At 48.5% G+C, this 21,082-nt stretch carries 15 protein-coding genes; 11 read left to right on the top strand and 4 right to left on the bottom strand.

The genetic code is table 11. The features are described 5' to 3' along the window. Positions 1-62: 62 nt before the first annotated feature. Positions 63-401: a hypothetical protein gene (locus tag ACO0K9_RS13370; RefSeq protein ID WP_422985656.1), complete on the top strand. Its 339-nt coding sequence runs from the start codon at positions 63-65 to the stop codon at positions 399-401. A 230-nt stretch (positions 402-631) separates the two neighbouring features. Here the strand turns inward: ACO0K9_RS13370 and ACO0K9_RS13365 are convergent, their stop codons facing one another. After that, entirely contained in the window at positions 632-1,033 is a 402-nt protein-coding gene (locus ACO0K9_RS13365) for a surface-adhesin E family protein (protein ID WP_422985654.1), read from the bottom strand. A 1,100-nt stretch (positions 1,034-2,133) separates the two neighbouring features. Here ACO0K9_RS13365 and ACO0K9_RS13360 point away from each other — a divergent pair. The 9 genes from ACO0K9_RS13360 (at position 2,134) to ACO0K9_RS13320 (ending at position 14,946) form a co-directional block, all read left to right on the top strand. Beyond that, a complete protein-coding gene (locus ACO0K9_RS13360; RefSeq protein WP_422985652.1) occupies positions 2,134-2,415 on the top strand; it encodes a type II toxin-antitoxin system RelE/ParE family toxin in 282 nt (93 codons plus the stop codon). Positions 2,416-2,425: 10 nt separating this feature from the next. Next, positions 2,426-2,737 carry a HigA family addiction module antitoxin gene (locus ACO0K9_RS13355; protein WP_422985650.1) on the top strand — a complete coding sequence of 104 codons (312 nt, stop codon included), beginning with the start codon at positions 2,426-2,428 and terminating at the stop codon, positions 2,735-2,737. A gap of 581 nt (positions 2,738-3,318) precedes the next feature. Then, entirely contained in the window at positions 3,319-4,887 is a 1,569-nt protein-coding gene (locus ACO0K9_RS13350) for a sensor domain-containing diguanylate cyclase (protein WP_422985648.1), read from the top strand. Positions 4,888-5,214: 327 nt separating this feature from the next. Further along, on the top strand, positions 5,215-6,669 hold the full coding sequence (locus ACO0K9_RS13345; protein ID WP_422985646.1) for a DUF3375 domain-containing protein: 1,455 nt from the start codon (positions 5,215-5,217) through the stop codon (positions 6,667-6,669). Positions 6,670-6,671: 2 nt separating this feature from the next. Then, the gene (locus ACO0K9_RS13340; protein ID WP_422985644.1) at positions 6,672-7,331 is read left to right on the top strand and encodes a DUF4194 domain-containing protein; all 660 of its coding nucleotides are present in this window, start codon (positions 6,672-6,674) and stop codon (positions 7,329-7,331) included. 4 nt (positions 7,332-7,335) lie between these two features. Next, positions 7,336-10,704, top strand: coding sequence for an ATP-binding protein (locus ACO0K9_RS13335; protein WP_422985642.1), 3,369 nt, complete (start codon positions 7,336-7,338; stop codon positions 10,702-10,704). Beyond that, positions 10,701-11,903: a Wadjet anti-phage system protein JetD domain-containing protein gene (locus tag ACO0K9_RS13330; RefSeq protein WP_422985640.1), complete on the top strand. Its 1,203-nt coding sequence runs from the start codon at positions 10,701-10,703 to the stop codon at positions 11,901-11,903. The genes ACO0K9_RS13335 and ACO0K9_RS13330 overlap by 4 nt, the downstream gene beginning before the upstream one ends. Before the next feature lie 12 nt (positions 11,904-11,915). Then, a complete protein-coding gene (locus tag ACO0K9_RS13325; RefSeq protein ID WP_422985638.1) occupies positions 11,916-12,524 on the top strand; it encodes a hypothetical protein in 609 nt (202 codons plus the stop codon). 385 nt (positions 12,525-12,909) lie between these two features. Next, positions 12,910-14,946 (top strand): di-heme-cytochrome C peroxidase, encoded by a 2,037-nt coding sequence (locus ACO0K9_RS13320; protein WP_422985636.1) that lies wholly within the window; start codon positions 12,910-12,912, stop codon positions 14,944-14,946. Between the two features lie 214 nt (positions 14,947-15,160). Here the strand turns inward: ACO0K9_RS13320 and ACO0K9_RS13315 are convergent, their stop codons facing one another. The 3 genes from ACO0K9_RS13315 to ACO0K9_RS13305 all read right to left on the bottom strand — a co-directional run bounded on the left by ACO0K9_RS13315 (position 15,161) and on the right by ACO0K9_RS13305 (position 19,307). Beyond that, a complete protein-coding gene (locus ACO0K9_RS13315; RefSeq protein WP_422985634.1) occupies positions 15,161-17,026 on the bottom strand; it encodes a hypothetical protein in 1,866 nt (621 codons plus the stop codon). Positions 17,027-17,042: 16 nt separating this feature from the next. After that, positions 17,043-18,050, bottom strand: a complete 1,008-nt coding sequence (locus tag ACO0K9_RS13310) for a ferritin-like domain-containing protein (RefSeq protein WP_422985632.1) — start codon at positions 18,048-18,050, stop codon at positions 17,043-17,045. A gap of 591 nt (positions 18,051-18,641) precedes the next feature. Then, the gene (locus tag ACO0K9_RS13305) at positions 18,642-19,307 is read right to left on the bottom strand and encodes a thioesterase II family protein (protein WP_422985630.1); all 666 of its coding nucleotides are present in this window, start codon (positions 19,305-19,307) and stop codon (positions 18,642-18,644) included. A gap of 119 nt (positions 19,308-19,426) precedes the next feature. Here ACO0K9_RS13305 and ACO0K9_RS13300 point away from each other — a divergent pair, with 119 nt between their 5' ends. Next, positions 19,427-20,233, top strand: coding sequence for a 4'-phosphopantetheinyl transferase family protein (locus ACO0K9_RS13300; RefSeq protein ID WP_422985628.1), 807 nt, complete (start codon positions 19,427-19,429; stop codon positions 20,231-20,233). Positions 20,234-21,082: the final 849 nt, after the last annotated feature.

Genomic DNA, 21,082 nt, shown 5'->3' with positions numbered 1-21,082 from the left:
GGACAACCACCAGTCGCAAGACGCGTTGTCGATTCAGTTTTTTCATCACGATAAACTTACTGATGAACAAAAAAGCAGAATTCGGAAAATTCGCGGTCATGATTAAATCGAAGGATGGTGGTGGTGTTATAAACGGTGGCCGATTCAAGCCATCTTCGGTGGTCCAACAGGTTCAGCAGGCACTCGGTGACTTCAAAGTAAGTCGTCTCACGGGGTCAGTGGACAAGTTCAATCAAAAAACCCACGACATGTGCTGGAGACGCTACAAGGCCAGACCTGCCAACGGTTCAGCTAAAAACCCGGCAGAAACGATTGCGAATTTCTGTTCTTACGATGAGTCTCACGAAGACTATCTTTTTTTCGCTGCCACATCTACAATCTTCTTGCCCAAGTCTGTTTGAAAATCAACGCCGTTCAAGTCTTTCTCGCGCAGGCACTTTACTCACACCCGAACGAATTTCTCACGTGTCAAAGTGACACCATTAGCCTCATAAAAACACAGGTCTGATGATAAGCCACCGTAGTATTTCCATTCGACACGTGACGGCTGCGCATTGACCGAATTAACCATTACGAGCAGAAAAATGAATCGGGCAAAAAAAGACATGAGGTACCTTAGTAAGATTATCTTCTACTTAACACCACACCAAACGTGTAGCCGTGCTTCATACAAATCGTTCGGCATAAATTCCTGCCATTCTTTAAAGTACTCTTCCATTTTATTTATCGCCTTCATATTATCAAATGTTGGTGTGATCGGCCTCATAGCCAATTGCCGATACTTCCGCTCAGAACAATCAATCTCATAAAGGTTTAGAAGCCCGCCACCAAAATCTTTCATGGGTAACGGCCCTTCCTGATTCGCAATCTGCCTCTCCCATAGCTTGACGTTGCCGTTTCTCAGGCGAGTTATACTTGTTTGGTCTACGTAATATTTCTCCCCAATTCGACCTGCACCCTCAAAGTAAAGTTGCCAATCAGCTGCCTTGACGCAAGTGCAAATGAAAAGAAACACAATGCAGATGTATTTCATCATCGATTCCAATTCTTATTTAAATTCACTGTTACTCTGCTGCTCAGAAGTGGCGATTCTAATGAGCAAGGTTAAAGACCTTATCCGGGGTGTAAGCAATATTAGTTCTAATCAAGCCGATTACATTGCAAGCTTAATTGAGGAACTTCCCAAATCGGATAATAAAATGATAATAGATGTTATTGAAAGACTTCATTTTTGGCTAAAAAAATAGATATTTTTCTGCAACTCGCCAGCAACTTGGTGTTTGAGTATGTTGACTGAAAAATTTGCACCGATGCATAAATGCAGTAACTATCGCAGTAAATTTATCGACACTGCCTCAAGAGCCTTAATTGACGGTCTTTTAGGTTCCCGCCGACACCAGAATACAAAAAGCCATCCAATTTATTGGGTGGCTTTTTTATATTTTGCGAAATCTAAGAATCAATCAATTAATAGAACTAATTGGCTCCGACGTTAACATTACTCGCCGCGAAAGTTGGATCGATCAGGGATTAGACATTTCGATCGAAGAGTGGATTGAGGTTGTACGCGCTGACCCAAAAATGCGCTTTGATTTCGAATTTCAGACGCAAATTGGCTCAAGTCATATTGATTCTGACAAAAGCCTGGCAACCTGGACGGGACATCCTCTTCATACAGATGATCGACCTGCAGCCAGCATGTGGTACCACCATGGCAACATCATGACAAAGAGCCCAGACGTAGAGCTCATGAAAAAAATGTGAACACTTGCGCAAAAATGGGCACAAAAGTGCTTGGACCAGATGACGAGCAATACGACAAAGATGGTCAAATGATACCGCATAACAAAGTCTTTCCAGTATCTGTACCGGTCGCAGTGACTGCAAAGGAAATATGTTACCCGCCAGAGCAGGGACTAGAGATAGTTAAAGCCCCCTGGTGGCGCTTTTGGTAAAACACGGTGACGTAAATCGTGGCGATATCAACTCTAAGAAGCACCAGACTAAGCTGAAGGGAAATAGTGGCGTGTGGCAGTCAATTATGGCAGGCCCCAGCACGAAAAATTCTGCAGAAAACTCTTGATCAAATTGGATTAAGATTTATACTGAATTTATCGCTTATCGATAAACAGCATGACAATACAATCATTTAAATGTGGCGAAACACAAAAACTTTTCGAGGGGTTTCGCATACCTAGATTTGTATCTTTTCAGTCTGTTGCCGAACGGAAGTTACAAATAATGGATAGTGCTGTCACTCTTGACGCTCTTAGGTCACCACCCGGCAACAGGCTGGAACCATTACGTGGCGATCGTTTGGGGCAACACAGTATCAGAATTAATGACCAATTTCGAATTTGTTTTATCTGGACCAACCAAGGCCCAACGCAAGTCGAAATTGTTGATTACCATTAGGAGTTTCATTATGTCTACATTTAAAAACAGAATGCGACCAATTCATCCAGGCGAGATATTACTGGAGGAATACTTGCTCCCGTTAGATATGTCTCCGCACGCACTCGCATTGAAGTTAAACGTAACGCCAGGGCGTATCAATGAAATCGTCAAACAAGAGCGTGGAATAACTGTAGATACCGCCATGCGCCTGGCTAGATATTTTGGCGGCGATGCGCATACATGGCTAAATCTTCAAACCGCATTTGACTTAAAAATGGCAGAAGCATCACATACCATTCATTTAGCTGAAATCGTCCCTAGAGAGATAGCCAACCATTAGTCTTGAAATTTCATTTCTTTGTACACAATGAAATGAAGTTCCTTACTGATTTTTTTGGTGAGCACCGATAAGGCATGCTCCAGATTTCTTGCCCCTACTTCGTTTGATCTTATTATGAATCGCGATGATCCGAAAATTCCAAGAACGCCAGGATACTACGCCAATAGTTCATCCTCACTATATTTCCCCCAAACTAACAGACCCTGAGAAACTCACCATCCGAATCGCGTAACGAGACACCGCAGGCACAAAACTGCAAAATATTGCAAATTGACAATCACTTATAGATGACGCGCATATTGACGCGTGATATAAGATTTTTACAGTCGCAGTGCGAGATAATAATGGCCAGGCCATAACCATCAATCACATTCGACAACGTGCCAGGCTACAAAGTAGTAGTCATTGTTTTAGATTAATTTGTATCAAAACCCAATGATTCGCCCCCATAGCCCCGACAAGTCGCAAGACGTATGCATTGCAAACTTTGTCAGTATGGTTCTGGGTGCCATCGTCCCCCAGGCTTATGTAATAACTGAGGTCACTGCAGCAAAAATACATTGCACCTTTATTGACCATTTATGAACCCTCCAACAACACTGAGCAACGCGTCTGCTTCAACGCCCAGGTTGTCGTTGACGTGGCTGGCCATGGGGTTTGTGATTTTTGTTTGTGCGTCACTGATATGCATAGATGGCGGGCGTAGCTGGACTGCCAGAAAAAATCAATTGCGTGAGATGCAGGTGTCCACGGCCAATATGGCGCGCGCGATAGCACAACACGCTGACGACACCATCAAAGCCGCAGACACTGCGCTTCTGGGAATTGACGAACGAATCCAGACTGACGGGGCTACCCCTGCCGCCCTGGAGCGACTTCACCATCTGCTGGTACGCAAAACGGCCGAACTCTCTCAGTTGAAGGGCCTGTTCATTTACGACGAAAATGGTAACTCGGTAGTGAGTTCGCTGGCTTCCACACCTGCAAACATGAATAACGCAGATAGTGACTATTTCATCTACCACCGCACGCATCAGGACAAAAACTCATATATAGGCCCACCAATACGCAGTCGTTCCAGCGGGAGTTGGATTATGACTTTGTCGCACAGAATTAATCATGAGGATGGCAGTTTTGCGGGTGTGGTCCTGGCCGCGATAGAAATTGATTATTTCAATAAATTCTATGACAGCTTTGATATTGGCGAATCGGGGGCAATCGTTCTGGTATCCAATAGTGGCAACCTGATGACTCGCCGACCGCTGTTGCCGGACTCCATCGGCAAGAATATGCAGTCAACCACGGTTTTTAAAGAAAGCAGGGTTAAAGCATCCGGGACGTTCACTGTCAAATCAGCACAGGATGGTGTAAAGCGACTCAACAGCTTCCGGCGTCTGGACAAGTACCCTTTGTTTGTCTCAGCGGCTGTATCGGAAGATGAAATTCTTGCCGACTGGCTGACAGATACGTATTTACATTCTGCTGGCGTAGCGCTACTCGTCATCGCACTGGGCTCCATTGGCTTTTATCTGATCGGGCAAATGAAATTGCGCCTCAATGCAGAAGCGGAAGTCATCAGGGCACGCGATGCAATGATCGTCCTGAATAAAACGCTGGAAAAACTGTCGCTGCAGGATGCGCTGACCGAATTGGCCAACCGGCGCAATTTTGACATTACCCTGGAAGAAGAATTTAGCCGTGCTACCCGGAATGCCAGTTCACTGGCTCTGATCATGATTGATGTTGATCACTTTAAGCAATACAACGATCTTTACGGCCATGCCGCTGGCGATGAATGTCTGCGCAAAATCAGTCAGGCAGTCAAATCTTGCCAGAATCGTGCTGGCGACCTGACAGCACGTTATGGCGGTGAAGAACTGGCCGTTATTCTGCCCACTACTGATGTCGAAGGCGCGCTAATCATAGCCGAAAAAATCCGCACCGCAATCCACAATCTGGGAATCTCACATGCAGGTAGCGAGGCCGGCATCGTCACCGTCAGCGCTGGAGTGGACGCGATGATTCCCGTCAAGGATGTGAACAAGCCCATTGAATTGATTGAAGCCGCAGACAACGCACTTTACGCAGCCAAAAAAAGCGGACGCAATCGTGTTTGCAGCAATTTCAATATGATGAGTGCGGCCAGTTAAGTGAAAGTGGTCGCAGGAGTTGTTGCAAGTGGTTCTCAGTGACTGAGATAGGGCATATTTTGATGCTTTGATCAGAATGTTTGAGCAAGCCCTGGAAAACATCTCATATCCCCCTGATAAACAAGTTCAATCATAGTGGGACAGGCTTGAGAAAGAATCTATCACTTGCCACCGCTTTGGCTATGGCATGGGCGACGAAATGGATGATTTACTTGCCAACTATGAAATCAAATGAAGCATCATTACCAAATTAACATGGCAGCATCCTTCCTTATGCAGTAGGATAATTGTCCTTCAATATATGATTCGAATAGCGAGCAATCCCGCATGTCCCTGGACTTTACTACCCTGTCCGCCCTGCGCACTCATCACCCTGCCTGGCGCTTGCTATGTTCTGACCATGCACCTTTGATTGCCAGTTTTTTGCATCGTATCTTTGTCGTCCCCAATGTACGTGTTGTGAATGCCGCCGATCTGGCTGAAATGCTGGAAGACGAGTTGTTTGCATTGCGTGAGCGCCTGGGTGAAAACGAGTTCCCCAAGCGGGCGCAGGAATATTTGAATGACTGGGCCAGTCCGGACAAGGCATGGCTGCGTAAATTCTATCAACAGGGGTCAGATGAAGCGCAATTTGACCTGACACCAGCAACAGAAAAAGCAATCAACTGGCTAGGTAACCTGACTGAGCGCAGCTTCGTCGGCACAGAATCACGCTTGCTGACATTGTTTGATTTGCTTAAGCAAATGAGCGAAGGCAGCGAAGCTGACCCCGCAAAGCGCGTCGCAGAGCTACAAAAGAAGCGTGAAGATATTGATGCAGAGATCAGCCGTGCCTTGAGTGGCGATCTGGGTTTGCTGGATGACACGGCGATCAAGGATCGTTTTCAGCAATTCATGCAAATTTCACGTGATCTCTTGACTGATTTTCGTGAAGTTGAATACAATTTCCGTCAGCTTGACCGCAGGGTGCGTGAGCATATTGCTTTGTGGGAGGGATCCAAAGGTGCGTTGCTGGAACAGATCATGGGCGAACGTGATGCGATCAGCGACTCGGATCAGGGTAAGAGTTTTCGTGCCTTTTGGGATTTTTTGATGTCCAGCCGCCGCCAGGAAGAACTGACGCAGCTACTGGATCGCGTTTTGAATTTGACGCCCGTACTGGAACTGGCCCCCGGCCCGCGTACCAGACGAGTACACTATGACTGGCTGGAAGCTGGTGAGCATACGCAACGCACAGTCGCACAATTATCGCAACAGTTAAGGCGTTTTCTGGATGACCAGACCTGGCTGGAAAATCGCCGCATCATGGATATATTGCGTGGCATAGAATCCAAGTCATTGGCTCTGCGCCAGCAGCAGCCAACGGGCGAATTTACCAGCATAGATGAATTGACAGCTGAGATAGAATTGCCGATGGAACGCCCTTTGCACATGCCCTCTTTTAAACCTGTCGTTGCGGACCTGATATTGCAGGCGGGGGAAGCCGACCTTGATACCAATGCCTTGTACAATCACTTCACCATAGACAAAGCAGAGTTAATGCTGCACATACGCCATGCGCTGCAATTGCAATCGCAAGCGACGTTGCAAGAAATCACCATCAAGCATCCCTTGCAGCATGGCCTGGCAGAATTGATCAGTTATCTGCATTTGGGAAGCGAGTCCTTCAATACCGTTATCGATGAAGATCATACTGAAACCATAGGCTGGAATGCGGTCACGGCCCAAGGCAAGCAGGTGCAAAAACAGGCTACCCTGCCACGTGTCATTTTTGTGAGGTGAGCGTGGAAGCGCATACTATCAATAGCCAATCTACATCCGATCAGGACAGTGCCTTACCCCCGCTACTGATCAATTTACTCAAAACAGTACTGTATCGTGAAGATGACGAGCAATTGTGGGGTGCTTTATTGAAGCTGCAAGCGAGGGTACGTGACTATGTTGCGGTGCTCAATCTTGATCTGGTGCTTGATGAAGCAGAAGGCTACGCCTTTCTCAAAAGCCGCCCTGAGCCAGGCGAGCAGGAAGCAAAAACCAAAACCAGGGTACCGCGCCTGGTAGCGCGACGCCCCCTGTCATTTCCTGTCAGTCTGTTATTGGCTTTGCTCAGAAAAAGGCTGGCAGAATTTGATGCCAGTGGTGGTGACACCCGTCTGGTTTTGAGCAAGGACGATATCGCCGGACTAATGCGTGTGTTTTTGCCCGACAGCAGTAACGAGGCCCGGCTGGTTGATCAGGTGGAAACCCATATCAACAAGGTGATAGACCTTGGCTTCGTGCGCAAATTAAAAACGGGCAACAATCCACAGAATTATGAGGTGCGACGTATACTGAAAGCCTTTGTCGATGCGCAATGGCTGGCCGACTTTGATGTGCGGTTAGCCAGCTACCAGGCGCAACTTGCAGGTGAGGAACCTGTGCAGGACAATAGCAATGATGAATGATGTGATGCAATTAAACAGTGAATTCATGGCAGAGGCAGAGCTGTCAGGCTTTCGCCTGCACAGGCTGGAAGTGCTGAACTGGGGCACTTTTGACAGCAAGGTCTGGACACTGCATCTGGATGGAAAAAATGGTCTGCTGACAGGCGACATCGGTTCAGGCAAATCCACTCTGGTCGATGCGATCACCACTTTGCTGGTGCCAGCACAAAAAGCGGCGTACAACAAGGCCGCTGGCGCTGACAGCCGAGAGAGAAATTTGCGCTCGTATGTGCTGGGCTATTTCAAATCAGAACGTAATGAAGTCAGTGGTGTTGCCAGGCCGGTTTCACTGCGCAAGGATAATAGTTATTCCGTGATATTGGCTGTTTTTCGCAACGCTGGTTTTGACCAGACCGTGACACTGGCACAGATGTTCTGGATGAAAGAGCCGCATGGCCAACCTGCCCGCTTTTATGTCGGGGCAGAAAAAGATCTTTCTATCGCAACTGACTTTGCCAATTTTGATGCAGACATCAATAAATTACGCAAAAGACTACGTGCATCAGGCGCGGATGTAGAAGAGACTTTTCCTAAATATGCGGCTTGGTTCAGGCGGCGTTTTGGTATAGAAAATGATCAGGCGCTGGAGTTATTCCATCAGACTGTATCGATGAAATCTGTCGGTAACCTGACCGACTTTGTACGTACCCACATGCTGGAGCCCTTTGATGTAGTCAGTCGTACCGATGCGCTGATTTCTCACTTTGAAGATTTAAATCGTGCCCACGAAGCAGTATTGAAGGCAAAGCGGCAGACCAATATGCTGACACCACTGGTCGCAGATTATGAATTGCATATCGTCAAGGCGGCAGAAATCGAACAATTGAAGCAATGCCGCGAAGGCTTGCCCAGTCATTTCGCCAGTTTGAAATTGCACTTGCTGACGCAACGTCTTGCGCATTTGGGAGAAGAATGGCTCCAACACAATGCGCAGATCAGGCAGTTGGAATTGCAACGTGAAAAGCAGAGTTTTGAGATTGACGACATCATCATTGCTATTGCTCACAATGGTGGAGATCGACTGGCAAAAATCGAGGCAGAGATAAGAGAAAAAGAAATCCTGCGCGAAAATCGCAAGAACAAGGCGGACCGTTATCGCCAGTTGTTAAGCGAACTCGGTGAAAAGCCAGCCGGCCAGCAGCACGATTTTCTGGATCAAAACCAGGCTTTGCGTTTATTGGCTGCGGACTTGAAGACTGATGAAGGTCGCCTGCAAAATACGCATACAGAACATGGCGTTACGTTCAGGCAAGTCAAAATTGGAAGAGACGAATTGCAGACAGAAATCAACAGTCTGAAGCGCCGCCCCAATAATATCGACAGCAAGCAGATCAAGATACGTGAACTCTTGTGCGATGCGCTGGCCATCGCAGAGGATGAAATGCCCTTTTGCGGTGAATTGATACAAATCCGCGATAACGAGCAAGAATGGGAAGGTGCAGCTGAGAGACTCATGCGTGGCTTTGCCCTGTCCATGCTGGTGCCAGAAAAGTACTATCGGCAAGTTGCAGAATGGGTCAACAGTAATCATCTGTACGGGCGCTTCGTGTATTTCCGTGTACATCAGCAAAGACGTGGCAACCTGCCTGCCACTCATGCTGATTCACTGACCAGGAAACTCGCCATCAAACCTGATTCTGCATTCTATGAATGGCTGGAACGTGAGCTGCTGCACCGCTTTGATGTGGCCTGTTGCGCAAGTCAGGCGCAATTCCGCCAGGAGGCCAGGGCAATTACCATGGCCGGGCAAATCAAAGATCCCAGTGGCCGCCACGAGAAAGATGATAGCCACAGCATCAGTGACCGCAGCCGTTATGTACTGGGTTGGTCCAATGCCCCCAAGCTTGCAGCTTTGGAAAAGAAAGGCCGCCAACTGGAAGCCGATATGCACCGCGTCATGAAGTTGATGAACGACGCCAAAGCCGCACAAAACGCAACAAAAGCCAAGATTAGCGCTCTCGACAAACTGGAAGAATTCAAGGATTTTGAAGAAATCAACTGGACAGGCCTGGTCGCAGAGATTGCCAATCTGCAGCTTGAAAGGCAAAGGCTGGAAGCTGCCTCTGATGTACTGCAGTCATTGAACCAGGATTTAAAAAATGCCAGGCATGCACTGAAAGAACTGGAAGCCCAGCTTGACGATTTCAAGAGTAAGCGTTCCATCAATAATAACAATAGAGAACTGGCCGAGAACTTGCAGAGCGCAGCACTGGCAGTGCTACAACGCTTCACACCAAAAAATGATGTAAGCCTACTCCTTGAGAAATTACGTAACCAGGCTTTGGGCAAGCATACGCTCACGGTTGAATCATGCGATCCACAAGAGCAGGAGGTTCGCAGTTTCATACAGAAAAATTTAGAGGCGGAAGACGATAAGCTGAGGAAACTGGCTAAAAAGGTCGGAGAAGCCATGTTCATGTTCAAGGCAGAGTTCAAGCTTGAGACCGCTGATTTTGATTCCCACGTTGATGCCGGGTTTGAATACAAGAACCTTCTGGAGCAATTGAATCGCGACGACTTGCCACGCTTTGAAGCACGTTTCAAAGAAATGCTAAACGTCAATACTATCAATGAATTGGCCAATTTCAATGCGCAATTGGCACGGGAACGTGAAACCATCAAAGAACGCATTGCGCATATCAACCAGTCACTGATACAGATTGACTATAACCCTGGCCGCTACATCATCGTAGAGTCACAAATCAGCCCGGATGCCGACATACGCGATTTTCAGGCTGATTTGCGGGCCTGTACCGAGGGTACTTTAAGCGGTTCAGATGAAGCACAGTATTCAGAGACCAAATTCTTGCAAGTGAAGGCCATCATAGACCGCTTTCGCGGACGTGAGGGTTTGTCAGAACAAGACAAACGCTGGACTGGCAAAGTAACAGATGTGCGCAACTGGTTCCTGTTCGCCGCCAGTGAAAGATGGCGCAGCAACGACGGCGAGTATGAACATTATTCAGATTCGGGCGGTAAGTCAGGCGGTCAAAAAGAAAAACTGGCCTACACCATTTTGGCTGCCAGCCTGGCCTATCAATTTGGTCTCGGTTGGGACAGGCAACGTTCGCGTTCATTCCGCTTTGTGGTGATTGATGAAGCGTTTGGACGTGGCTCTGACGAATCAGCACAATATGGCTTGAATCTGTTTCAGCAACTGAATCTGCAATTATTGATTGTCACGCCATTGCAAAAAATCCATATTATTGAACCTTATGTATCCAGTGTCGGTTATGTCCACAACGAAGATGGCCAGGCATCCAAATTGCGTAATTTATCGATAGAAGAATATCGCGAGCAAAAAATGCATATGCTGGTGGATGCACTGACATGAGCTGGACTGGGCCATCAGAACTAAAAGCCCAGTTGCATCGTCTATGGGAACGTGGCGATTTATCGCGCATGCAGTTGGCGCCAGACGTGCACTTCCCTCTGCGCTTGATTTTGAAAGTGCCGACATCCAGCGATGTAAGTGGTCGCTTTGACGCTGTGCGGCAATGGATTGCAGAACTGACTGTAGCGCCCCACATACGCATAGAGTGGCGCGAAGTACGCCACCGCGTACATGGCTTGCAACGTCTGCCCTATCAAGTGTGGGTAGACAGCCTGGATGCGGCTTTAGCTGTAGCAGGCAGAAAACGAGAAGCTGCACGTTTTCAATTGATGTTTGATGACACACTTCATAAACTCCCGGCCTTGCAATCGTGGCTAAAGAAACGGCCTATGCAGGCGCTGGAATTATATGATCGCTGGCCACAGTTGCTAGCCATTGTCACATGGTTATGTGCACATCCACGCCCTGCGATTTATCTGCGTCAGGTAGATATTGCTGGTATACACAGCAAATTCATCGAGGCAAATCGTGCCGTATTATCAGAGTTGCTGGATCTGGCACTAACTCCAGATGCCATTGATGAGCACTACACAGGGAGCAGCCAGTTCGCGGCGCGATATGGATTTCTGGACAAGCCATTACGCTTGCGCTTTAGGGTACTTGACCAGCGTATGCAAATTTTAGCTGGCATCAGTCACCCGGACATCACCCTGGACGCAGACAGCTTTGCCCGTCTTGACTTATCTGGCAAGACTGTTTTTATTACCGAGAATGAGACCAATTTCCTGGCTTTTCCTAAAGTCGCTAATGCCATCGTTATTTTTGGCGCGGGCTATGGCTGGGACGCACTGGTACCCGCACAATGGTTGCATAACTGCACAATGTATTATTGGGGAGATATCGATACGCATGGCTTCGCGATTCTCAACCAGTTGCGTGAACATTTCCGGCATGTTACTTCATTTTTAATGGATAGGGAAAGTCTGCTGAGTCATGAAATGCATTGGTGTGAGGAGGGTAATCAAGTCACACATGATCTGCACATGCTAAACGCTGAAGAGCTTTCTGTGTTTGAAGACTTGCGTAACCAACGTCTGGGAAAAAACCTGAGACTGGAACAAGAACGCATACAATTTGAGTATGTAATGAATAAATTATTCAAAATTACCAATGCACCACAGATACAGAATCAAGCCTGAACATTATCGTCAATGACAACAGAACTTCGATTTTATCTCGCCGCCTGGATCAGCTACTGCATCCTGTGTACGTGGCTATATCTTTCCGACCGTAGCGCCTTTCCCTTGCAAGGCTACAAATTATTTCTGCTCGTGCCATGGAAACTGATCACTTTCAGCATTGCCGCAATTGGGATTACTGTGGTTGCACCTTATACCGCTGATCCTACCTGGGATTATTTTGATGCTGCCATGATGTCCGCGTTAACATTCTTGACTGCACCATGGGCGACGGGAACTATTTATTTGGGAATAAGGGGCAAGGCCAGGGTCAGGCATGTACTGATCGCTATTGGTTTGTGGATGTTTTCTGCGAGCTGGTGTTATGACCTGTATCTTTTAATCAGGGATGGCCACTACCCGATTACCTGGGACGCAAATATTTATGCGTCGTCCGTGCTTTATCTGAGCGCGGGTCTGTTGTGGAATCTTGAATATAGAACTGGCCGGGGAGTGACATTTTCTTTTCTTGAGCCAGAATTTCCTGGCCGCCCGCAGCAAACGGGTTTTACCAAAATCGCCTTGTTTGGTCTGCCTTTTATGATTCTTGCTATCTGTTGTATTGGCTATTTTCTTATCTAAAGACAGAAAAACCATGTGCATGAAAGCGCCCTGGGTACTGCCAGATGCGATTTCTATAGACTGGGTAATTGTCGTGTCCTTGAAAAAAATTTCCAGACGGCTTTGCCATTGACCACGGAAAATGACACGTCACTGCCAACAAAGTTGATCACACCAGCATGGGCGCTAGCATTAACGACGTCAACTGCGGAAGCGACGGTTTAGCCAGTCAGCATTTTGATGGTGGCATTGACGTCTGCCCTGACATGTGTTGCTAAAAATATACATTTATTGCAAGTTGTACAGTAATCTGACAAAAAGAATTAAAATATCAGCATGATAAAAATACAATCATAAACAACTCCAATTCACCGGATTTCTCGCGTCTCTCTACTCAGGCGGCATCATGAAATTTCCAAAAATAAAATTCAAAATATGGCATGGCTTCTTGCTGCTCATTTTGCTATTCATCATTCCACCTTTGATCATCACCTTGTCACAAAGCTGGGAAGTGTCTGACAGTGACCCAGATCGTGGTGCAGTCCCGGTCAAGCAAGATGTGTTCGGTGACAGCGCGGGCAAGATTGTGTATCTGGAGCAAAACTGGAAGCCTGAGCAAAGCCTGTGGTTTTACACCACGACCCAGGGTTCTAATTTATTGCCTTATGATTTTTTCCTGGTGCTGGAACAGGCTGACAAACCTGCGCTGTTTCGCAGTGACGAAAACATCAACCGCTTCCGCTATCTACCGCAGAAAAAGACATCCAGCAATCCGGATGCCTTGCCCGTGGGCTTTGTCAAAGACAATTACCTGGGAAAAAATTATATGGGATTTACCTGTGCGGCTTGTCATACCGGGCAAATCAATTTCAAAGGTACGGGCATGCGTATCGATGGTGGCCCGGCCAGTGCAGACATGGCGGGTTTCCTGAAAGGGCTGACCGATGCGATGGTGGCAGTCAGGGATAAACCGGACGTGCAAAAACGCTTTGTCCAGGCTGTCATGCAAAACGGCGCATATGGCAGTGAGGCAGATGTCATCGCCGATATCAAAACCTATACGCTGCGTCTGACCAGCTATAACATCATCAACCACAGCCCTGTCGAATATGGCTATGCAAGGCTGGATGCGTTTGGCCGCATCTATAACCGCACGCTGGAGCATTTACTGAACCGCCAGCAATTAAAAGAAGTGCTGGACGATATCCTGACCGAGGATGAGGTGAACACTGCGCTGGCGGGTATAGGCCAGGACATCAGCTCTGCTGATCGCGACAAGATCATGGAAAGAGTGGCCACCTCTGCCCAGAACATCGTCAAGCTCAGGAAAGAATTATTCATCAAGGCGGATGCGCCTGTCAGTTACCCATTCTTGTGGGATATTGCCCAGCATGATTATGTGCAATGGAATGGCCTTGGGGCGAATGGTGGACTGGGCCCATTGGGTCGCAATACCGGTGAAGTGATTGGTGTCTTTGGCTCGCTGGACTGGCATGAAAGCAGTCGTTTCTCGCTGACTTCATTGATTTCTGGCCAGGGCTGGACCAAGAAGGTCATAGAATTTGACAGCTCCATCAATACCCAGAATTTGCGCCGTATAGAAGACCAGCTGACTGAATTGCAGTCACCGCAATGGCCACAAGAGATCTTGGGCAAACTGGACCAAACCCGCATCAAGCGCGGTGACAAACTGTTTGCCAGTTATTGCGCCAGTTGCCATGCAGAGATAGATCGCAGTTCCGCACAACGCCGTGTGGTGGCCCATATGTCGAAGCTGGAAGAAGTCGGCACCGATCCGACCATGGCAAACAATAGTATCAAATACGAAGGTTATTCCGGCATCTTGCGTAATCAATATGTGAGTGCGGGCGTGGGTAATGTCTTGCTCGACAAAAAAGCACCTATCGCTGCCCTGCTGACCAAGGCGACTTTGGGGGTAGTGACGACACCAGATGCAGACAAGGGCTTCATACGCCGCTGGTCAGAATGGTTGCACAATATCATTCAGGCCTTGTTCGGCAATGAAATCCATGATTCCAACAAGCATGGCAATTACAACCCCGATACAACCATGACACCCTATTCTTCCCTGCAAGCCTACAAGGGGCGCTCACTGAATGGTATCTGGGCAACCGGGCCTTATCTGCACAATGGGTCGGTGCCTACCTTGTATGATTTATTGCTGCCAGCAAGCTGCCCTGCCGATCAAAAAGATGCTGAATGCCGGCCTGAAAAATTTCTGGTGGGTTCACGTGAGTTTGACGTGGAAAAAGTTGGCCTGAAAAGTAGCGGCTATGAAGGTTTTACTTTCGATACCAGATTGAATGGCAATCGCAATACAGGCCATGAATACGGTACCAAGGCCCCCAAAGAAGCTGGTGATTTGCCTATGCTGACGAAAGAACAAAGGCTGGACTTGCTGGAATATTTGAAGGCCCAGTAAGCATCATTGCCAGGCCGGTGTTGATACTGCCATCAACACCGGTGTTTAACCACAGCAGCCCAGGTAGAAATAGGAATAACCAGATCACTCTATGCCTATGCCCATGCCATAACACAATAAAATCCATGCAAAAAGCCACCATTTTCAGGTGGCTTTTTTTCATGTGGCTTTTCATTGTTCATGCCAAAACTGTTTCTGCATCCTTCTCAAAAAACTATTTCTTGTCAGGGCTACGCAAGGACCGGCTCAATTGTGCGAAGTACGGCAAGCTTTCTGGTTCTTGCTTAAGCTTGCTGGCAGCCAATGCCGCTGTCGCGACTTGTTTGCTCGCTGTGCTAGTTGTGCTTGCAACGGCTTCTGTGGCAATCTCGGCAGCAGGTCTGTCGAGAAATTTGTAGAGCAAGCTGCGCTGCCCTGCCGTCAGGTCACGGGTTACCGGCATGAACAAATAGCTTTCAAATGCAGCCGGTGCAGTCAGGCGGTGCAGTATGGAGGCATAGCTATGTATCTGTGCCGGATTGGCCAGATCGAGCCAGTTATCCATGCAGGGGGCCATGGCATTCCAGTTGATCAGCACATGTTTGTAAACATTGTCCCAGGTAGCAGGCAAGGCGGCGATGTCATTGTCGGCAGCACGTACGCGCACATAGGCGTAGGTATAGGTCTGGGTACTCAGGCCAGCTTCTGGTGCAGGCATGTTCTTGCCAGCTACGGGGATATAGGCATACACCTGGCCCTTGCTGGCATCGGCACTGACACTCAACCTACCTTCGCCGTCGGTCTGCAGGTTTTGCGTGGCGGTCACTTCGCTGCCACTTGCCGACATCTGGAACAAGGTGACATCACTGACCTGGAACAGCGGTTTGCCATGCTTATACGTCTGGAATTTGACTGAATTGGCCGGCCCCTGGTCGAGATACAGATTCGGTGTGCGCGGTATCAGGCGCAAGGGGGCTTCAGCCAGCAAGACCTTGCCATCGGCAGTGCGCAATTCCCAGTCAGCCTGCGCGGCTTCGCTGGCATGATTGATATTGAGGTTGACTATACCTGAGCCGGCCTCATAGGCGGCACGGTCATACTGATTGTAGTTGAGACTACCCAGCAAATATTCTTTCTTGTTTTGCCTGTCGACTGCAAAGAGTTGCAATGTTCCCCAGTCAAGTTTTTTCAAATCGGCGCCGGTTTCACTGACGCTATTGGATAAGTCCAGACTGACCTGGTTTTTGTCCAGACGTGCATGGGCCGCAGCAAACAGTGGTTTTGCCTTGGGGAGTGGCGGCAATAGCGCCCTGTCACCTGGCTCATGCATGGGTTCACCCTTGCGCCAGACACCAATGGTGCCGACTATCAAGCTACGGGCCGGGTTGGGTTGAAAGCCACCAGCCATCAATTTGTCATATAGCAGGCCAGACTGGATGTCACCAGACCCTGGGATTGCATTGCTGAGTGTGGGGTCATCAAAATAAATGGTGTGATAGGCATTGAAACTGATGACGATGCCTTCTGCATCAGCTTCTTGCAAGGCATGCTGCAAGGCCGCCAGGGCAGCACTTTTATGACTATCAATTTTTAAGCCTGCTGTTGCGAAGGAGGTTTGCCAGTTCACTGAAGCGCCACCAGCGGTATAGCCAAATGAATTGCGTGAGAAATTGATATACCGCGCAGTAAAGCGTTCATTACGCGGTGCCGCAATGCGGCAACCACCATCAATGCCAAAACTGATGGCATCGAAAAACAGTTGTGATGTGCAGGCGCCATAAGGTTCCAGATCTATCAGCATGGCATTCAGGTTGCACGGTGCGCCGCAGAGTTTGTCTGTCGTGACCAAACCATGGCCAAGATCAACAGACGACACGAAAGCGTCAAAGAACTTCACTCTATGGGTGCCATGTGGATTCCAGTTGCCATCTGTTTTGACGGCCTCAATGGCGCTCTGGCGAAACTGGCTCATGGTCTCGGGCGGTGTCAACACCGTTTGAGACTTGTCCTCGTTATAAAAATTTGGATAGTTATTAGTGACGATGGGGTCCCAGGAAATTTGCCCCTTGAAATGTATGCGCGGTATTTGCAGGATACTCATGCTGTTCTCTCCCGTTTCAGATTTTCTTGTAGATGAAGGCTGGCCCGGCGACCTTGTGCTTGTCTGCCAGGGGCGCGTGCAAAGCCTGGATGGCAGCCATGCGTAAATCAAACATCTTGCGCACCGCTATCCCCAGTTGTGCTGCATTGCCATTCAACGCCAGGTTCAAGGAATCGACCATGGCGCTATAGGCGATGGTGCACGCTTCTTGCGCTTGCCTGGCAGCGGTCGGTTCTTTAGAAAAATCATGCAATTGCGGATCAGCAATGGCGGGATAGACCTTGGTATAGTCCACACCCAAAGGCCCGCCCCAGGAAAAACCCTGTTTGGAATCGCTACTGGTCAGTACCTGGTCGCGATAAATTTCTTCAAAGCGATAGAAGTGCGCCAGTTCCTTGCCAAAGTCCAGCGGGCTGTCACTTGCGCCCTCGCCTTCGGAAACGATGACCTGGATAGCCTTGTGCGCATCCGCATAATTGTTCACCGCAAATAACTGACCAGGGAAAAATTGCTTGTCGACGATCTGGTTACGATCAACATGCCAGGCTGCGGCGGGCAAGGTTTTCAGGTAGGCATCCAGGGCTTCATAGAACTCGCCTATGGTGACGGCTTTGGTGACTGCCAGCTCCAGCATTTTGAGTTGCGGGAAAACGATGGGGTCAACCGGTGTTTCTATATTCATGCCCTGTTGCATGGCGGGCTTGCCAAAGGGCAGAATATGCAGGGTCAGTACCTGGCCATCATGACCGATATCACCAGGCAAGGGGCCGGGATAAGTGGGCGCATTCAGCTTGGGGCTGCCACCCAGGGCATTGAGGATATTCGCCCCCAGGCAGAGATGGATCATTTCCTGATGGGTAATCGATTGCAGGCGCGCCATGGCTGGCGCATTGCTACCCGGCAGTATCGTCAATTGTGCATACAGATACGGCGGCAAAGTACCAAATTCAACATTGATGGCCGTCTGCAGCATGGCCTGCGCCTCGGCAATGCTGGTAATAGGGGATAGCTTTAAACGTATCATGTTTCCCCCTCGCATACATCAAGATAAGCGATAGAAATGTGCGTATTCATATGACTTTCTCCTTTTACTGAAGAACCTATGACAAAAATAAAGACTGCCGGTGCGGCAATCGCGGGTTTGCCTCATGCGGTTTGCGCAAACTGCAGGCAATGCTTACAGTGCTTAAGTGGAATAATTCAACTGCTGAAGCAGCTTAGAACCCGCTTACGATCTTACTGCGCGAGCGTGATCGGGGCTCATGTGCTGCTCAAAATGCTCATGTACTACAGTACATTCCGCTTTTTGCGCTGCTCTTCACTCCCGCTGACGCTCGCTCGCTACAGATCGTAAACAGGTTCTTAGGAAGGAAAGGTAAAATTAATATTTTAACTTTACTATATGATAATAATTTTGCACTAACTATTTTGACAAATTTGCATTAATGAGACATTTGTCAACATTTTTTAAACATGCGCTATTGTTGTCCGTGTTGTCCGGCACGGGGAACTGCCATCAGCGCTTCGAAGGGCAATGGCTTGTTGGCATCAAAAGGAAGTGATGAAGATTAGGGCTAGGCAGTCACATCCTGCCCATAAGCAGAATCCAGGAAAATCAGGCGATCAGGGCTTGCACTGTTTGAATCTCATCAAACAGGAAAAAATGTCCTCCGTCAAACAGATGTACTTCAGGCGCACGGACAAAACAGTCAGCCCAGGCCAAACCATCGGCCAAGGCTATCCTGTCATCCTTGCCCAGCAAGATATGTACTGGACCATCGTAGTCACGCTGGCTGCCATCGCTATACGCTTCTGCTGCGCCTATGTCAGCGCGTAGTATGGGTTCAAACAATTCCACCAATTGCGGTTCGGCCAGCACTTCTGCTGATATGCCGCCCCTATTCGCCACCCATTCCAGAAATTCTTTCTGCGGCAGTTCTGCATGGTGTTGCAATACGCGACTATGGGGTGCCGCAGCACCAGACAGCAGCAGCCTTGCTGGCAGACTGGCACCCAGTTCCACCAGACGATCCAGCATGGCCAGCGCGATATAGGCTCCCATGCTATGACCAAACAGCACATAGGGGCTGCCAGCAGTAGCGCGCAAGGTGGGTTCCAGCAAGGCCGATACCATCTCCGGAATGCTATGCATCAGCGGCAGGCGCATGCTGCTGCCGTGGCCGGGCGGGTCCAGCGTAATCCATTCATGCATATGCTCACGTGCCAGTCTGGCGTAGCTATGGCTGCTACCCCCTGCAAACGGATAGGCGATAATTTTCAATGCAATTTCCTTTTTATTGTTTGCCGTAAGACTGGATTAAAATTGCAGCACTTGCTCAGGCATTTGTTTTGCATGACAGACAAAAAAATATAATGCCGCAAAAACCAGAAAAACACACCATGCCTGAAGTTACACCACCATCATCGATCACAATGGCACCCGGAATATGGGTAGCCAGTCTGACACAGTTGCGTGAATACCGGTCCGGCTTACAAGACCTATTGAGCAGCGCCGAAAAGGCTCGCTGCCAACGTTATCTGCGCCAAGATGACAGGGACCGCTATCTGGGCGGGCGTGCCCTGGTCAAACTGGCTGTCGCCACCAACACAGGTGTGCCGGTACAGGATATGTCCATTGTGCTAGCGGCGTCCGGCAAGCCCGCTATCGTTTTTACACGACACGCATCACCACCACCACCAAGCATCAGCATTTCTCATGCCGGTGAACTGATCATCGTTGCTCTTGGCAATATGTCAGACATCGGTGTCGATGTGGAATTATTACATTATGATGTCAACCTGGATGAGCTGATGTCCGTGGTCTGTAGCGCCAGTGAAATCACAGAGGTGAATCGCCTGGACAGCAAAAGCAGGACGCAAAAGTTTTACGAATTCTGGGTACTGAAAGAAGCTTACCTGAAAGCGACCGGTGATGGGCTTTCTGCCGATGCACGGCGACTGATATTCAGTGTCGATGCGGCATCAGGCGTCAGCCTGCTTCAGGGTCTGGATAATCGGGCCGATGTCACTTGGGATTTTTTACTGCATCAATACGACAATCAACATGTGATGGCACTGGCGAGCAGGCGGTTGCACGTCGTTGGGGAAAGTCTAAGCGATGGCAAAGCTGCTGGTACCTCAGGTAAATTGTCATGCATGGATGCAGAAGCTTTGCTGAAGAGTTACTGCTTCCGCAATAAGACTTAGTGTTTGATCTGGTTCCATCAGGGAATCAGTTTTTTCTGGCTCCGGTCAAGGTGGTTTTTGGTTGATCTGCGTCGCTCATATTATCGTTGCTCCAGCTTAGGCTGAAGGCTACCGGACCGGCGCTCCAGTGGCGTTGTTTTTGTGCCGTACTTTGATTGAAACGATTGCTCTTCGTGGATACAAGCCGGGTCTCGGCCCGGCGGCCGAATTCCTTTCTTTGCTTCGCCAAAGAACGGAATCAAAGAAAGGCGACCGCAGACTCGCTCCCTGCGGGAGTACCCATTTATGTAGTGCAAAAAATGGGAAGGTCCGAAACTCGCTACGCTCAGACACCGGACCTTCTTTTTCCATTTTCTGCACTACACAAATGGCTTCGTCCCAAGCGGATTAGAGTCAAAGACAACTACAAGGTCAAAAGCAACTACAACTTCAAAAACAACTGCAACCCCCACACCAACGTTAATTGACGGCATTCAAATAAATATGAATGAGATTGTATTGACGTTGTTTTTGACGTTGCTGTTGCAGTTGACCTTAATCCGCTTGGGACGATGTAATTTGTGCTTCACAGAAAATGGAAAAAGAAGATCCGATGTCTGAGCGAAGCGAGTTTCGAAGCTTTCCCATTTTTTGTGATGCACAAATTGTGCTGGAGCGTAGCGCAAGCACCCAAAGGGCAAGTCTGCGGTCGCCTTTTCTTTGGATACTTTATTTTGGCGAAGCCCCTCCATGTCAGGATAGATGTCGCGTCATCAGAAATCTAACCCGTTGGAGAGCGAAAGGCAGAGTAAGATGAAACGAGTACGCTATACGGCAGAACAAAAGGAATGGGTAATTCAACAAATGATA

It is taken from the genome of Undibacterium sp. Ji50W (genome assembly GCF_049340445.1).
In the GTDB taxonomy this organism is placed as follows: Bacteria; Pseudomonadota; Gammaproteobacteria; order Burkholderiales; family Burkholderiaceae_D; genus Undibacterium.
The sequence above is the reverse complement of the archived record's forward strand: the minus strand, read 5'-3'. Positions and strand labels throughout refer to the sequence as shown.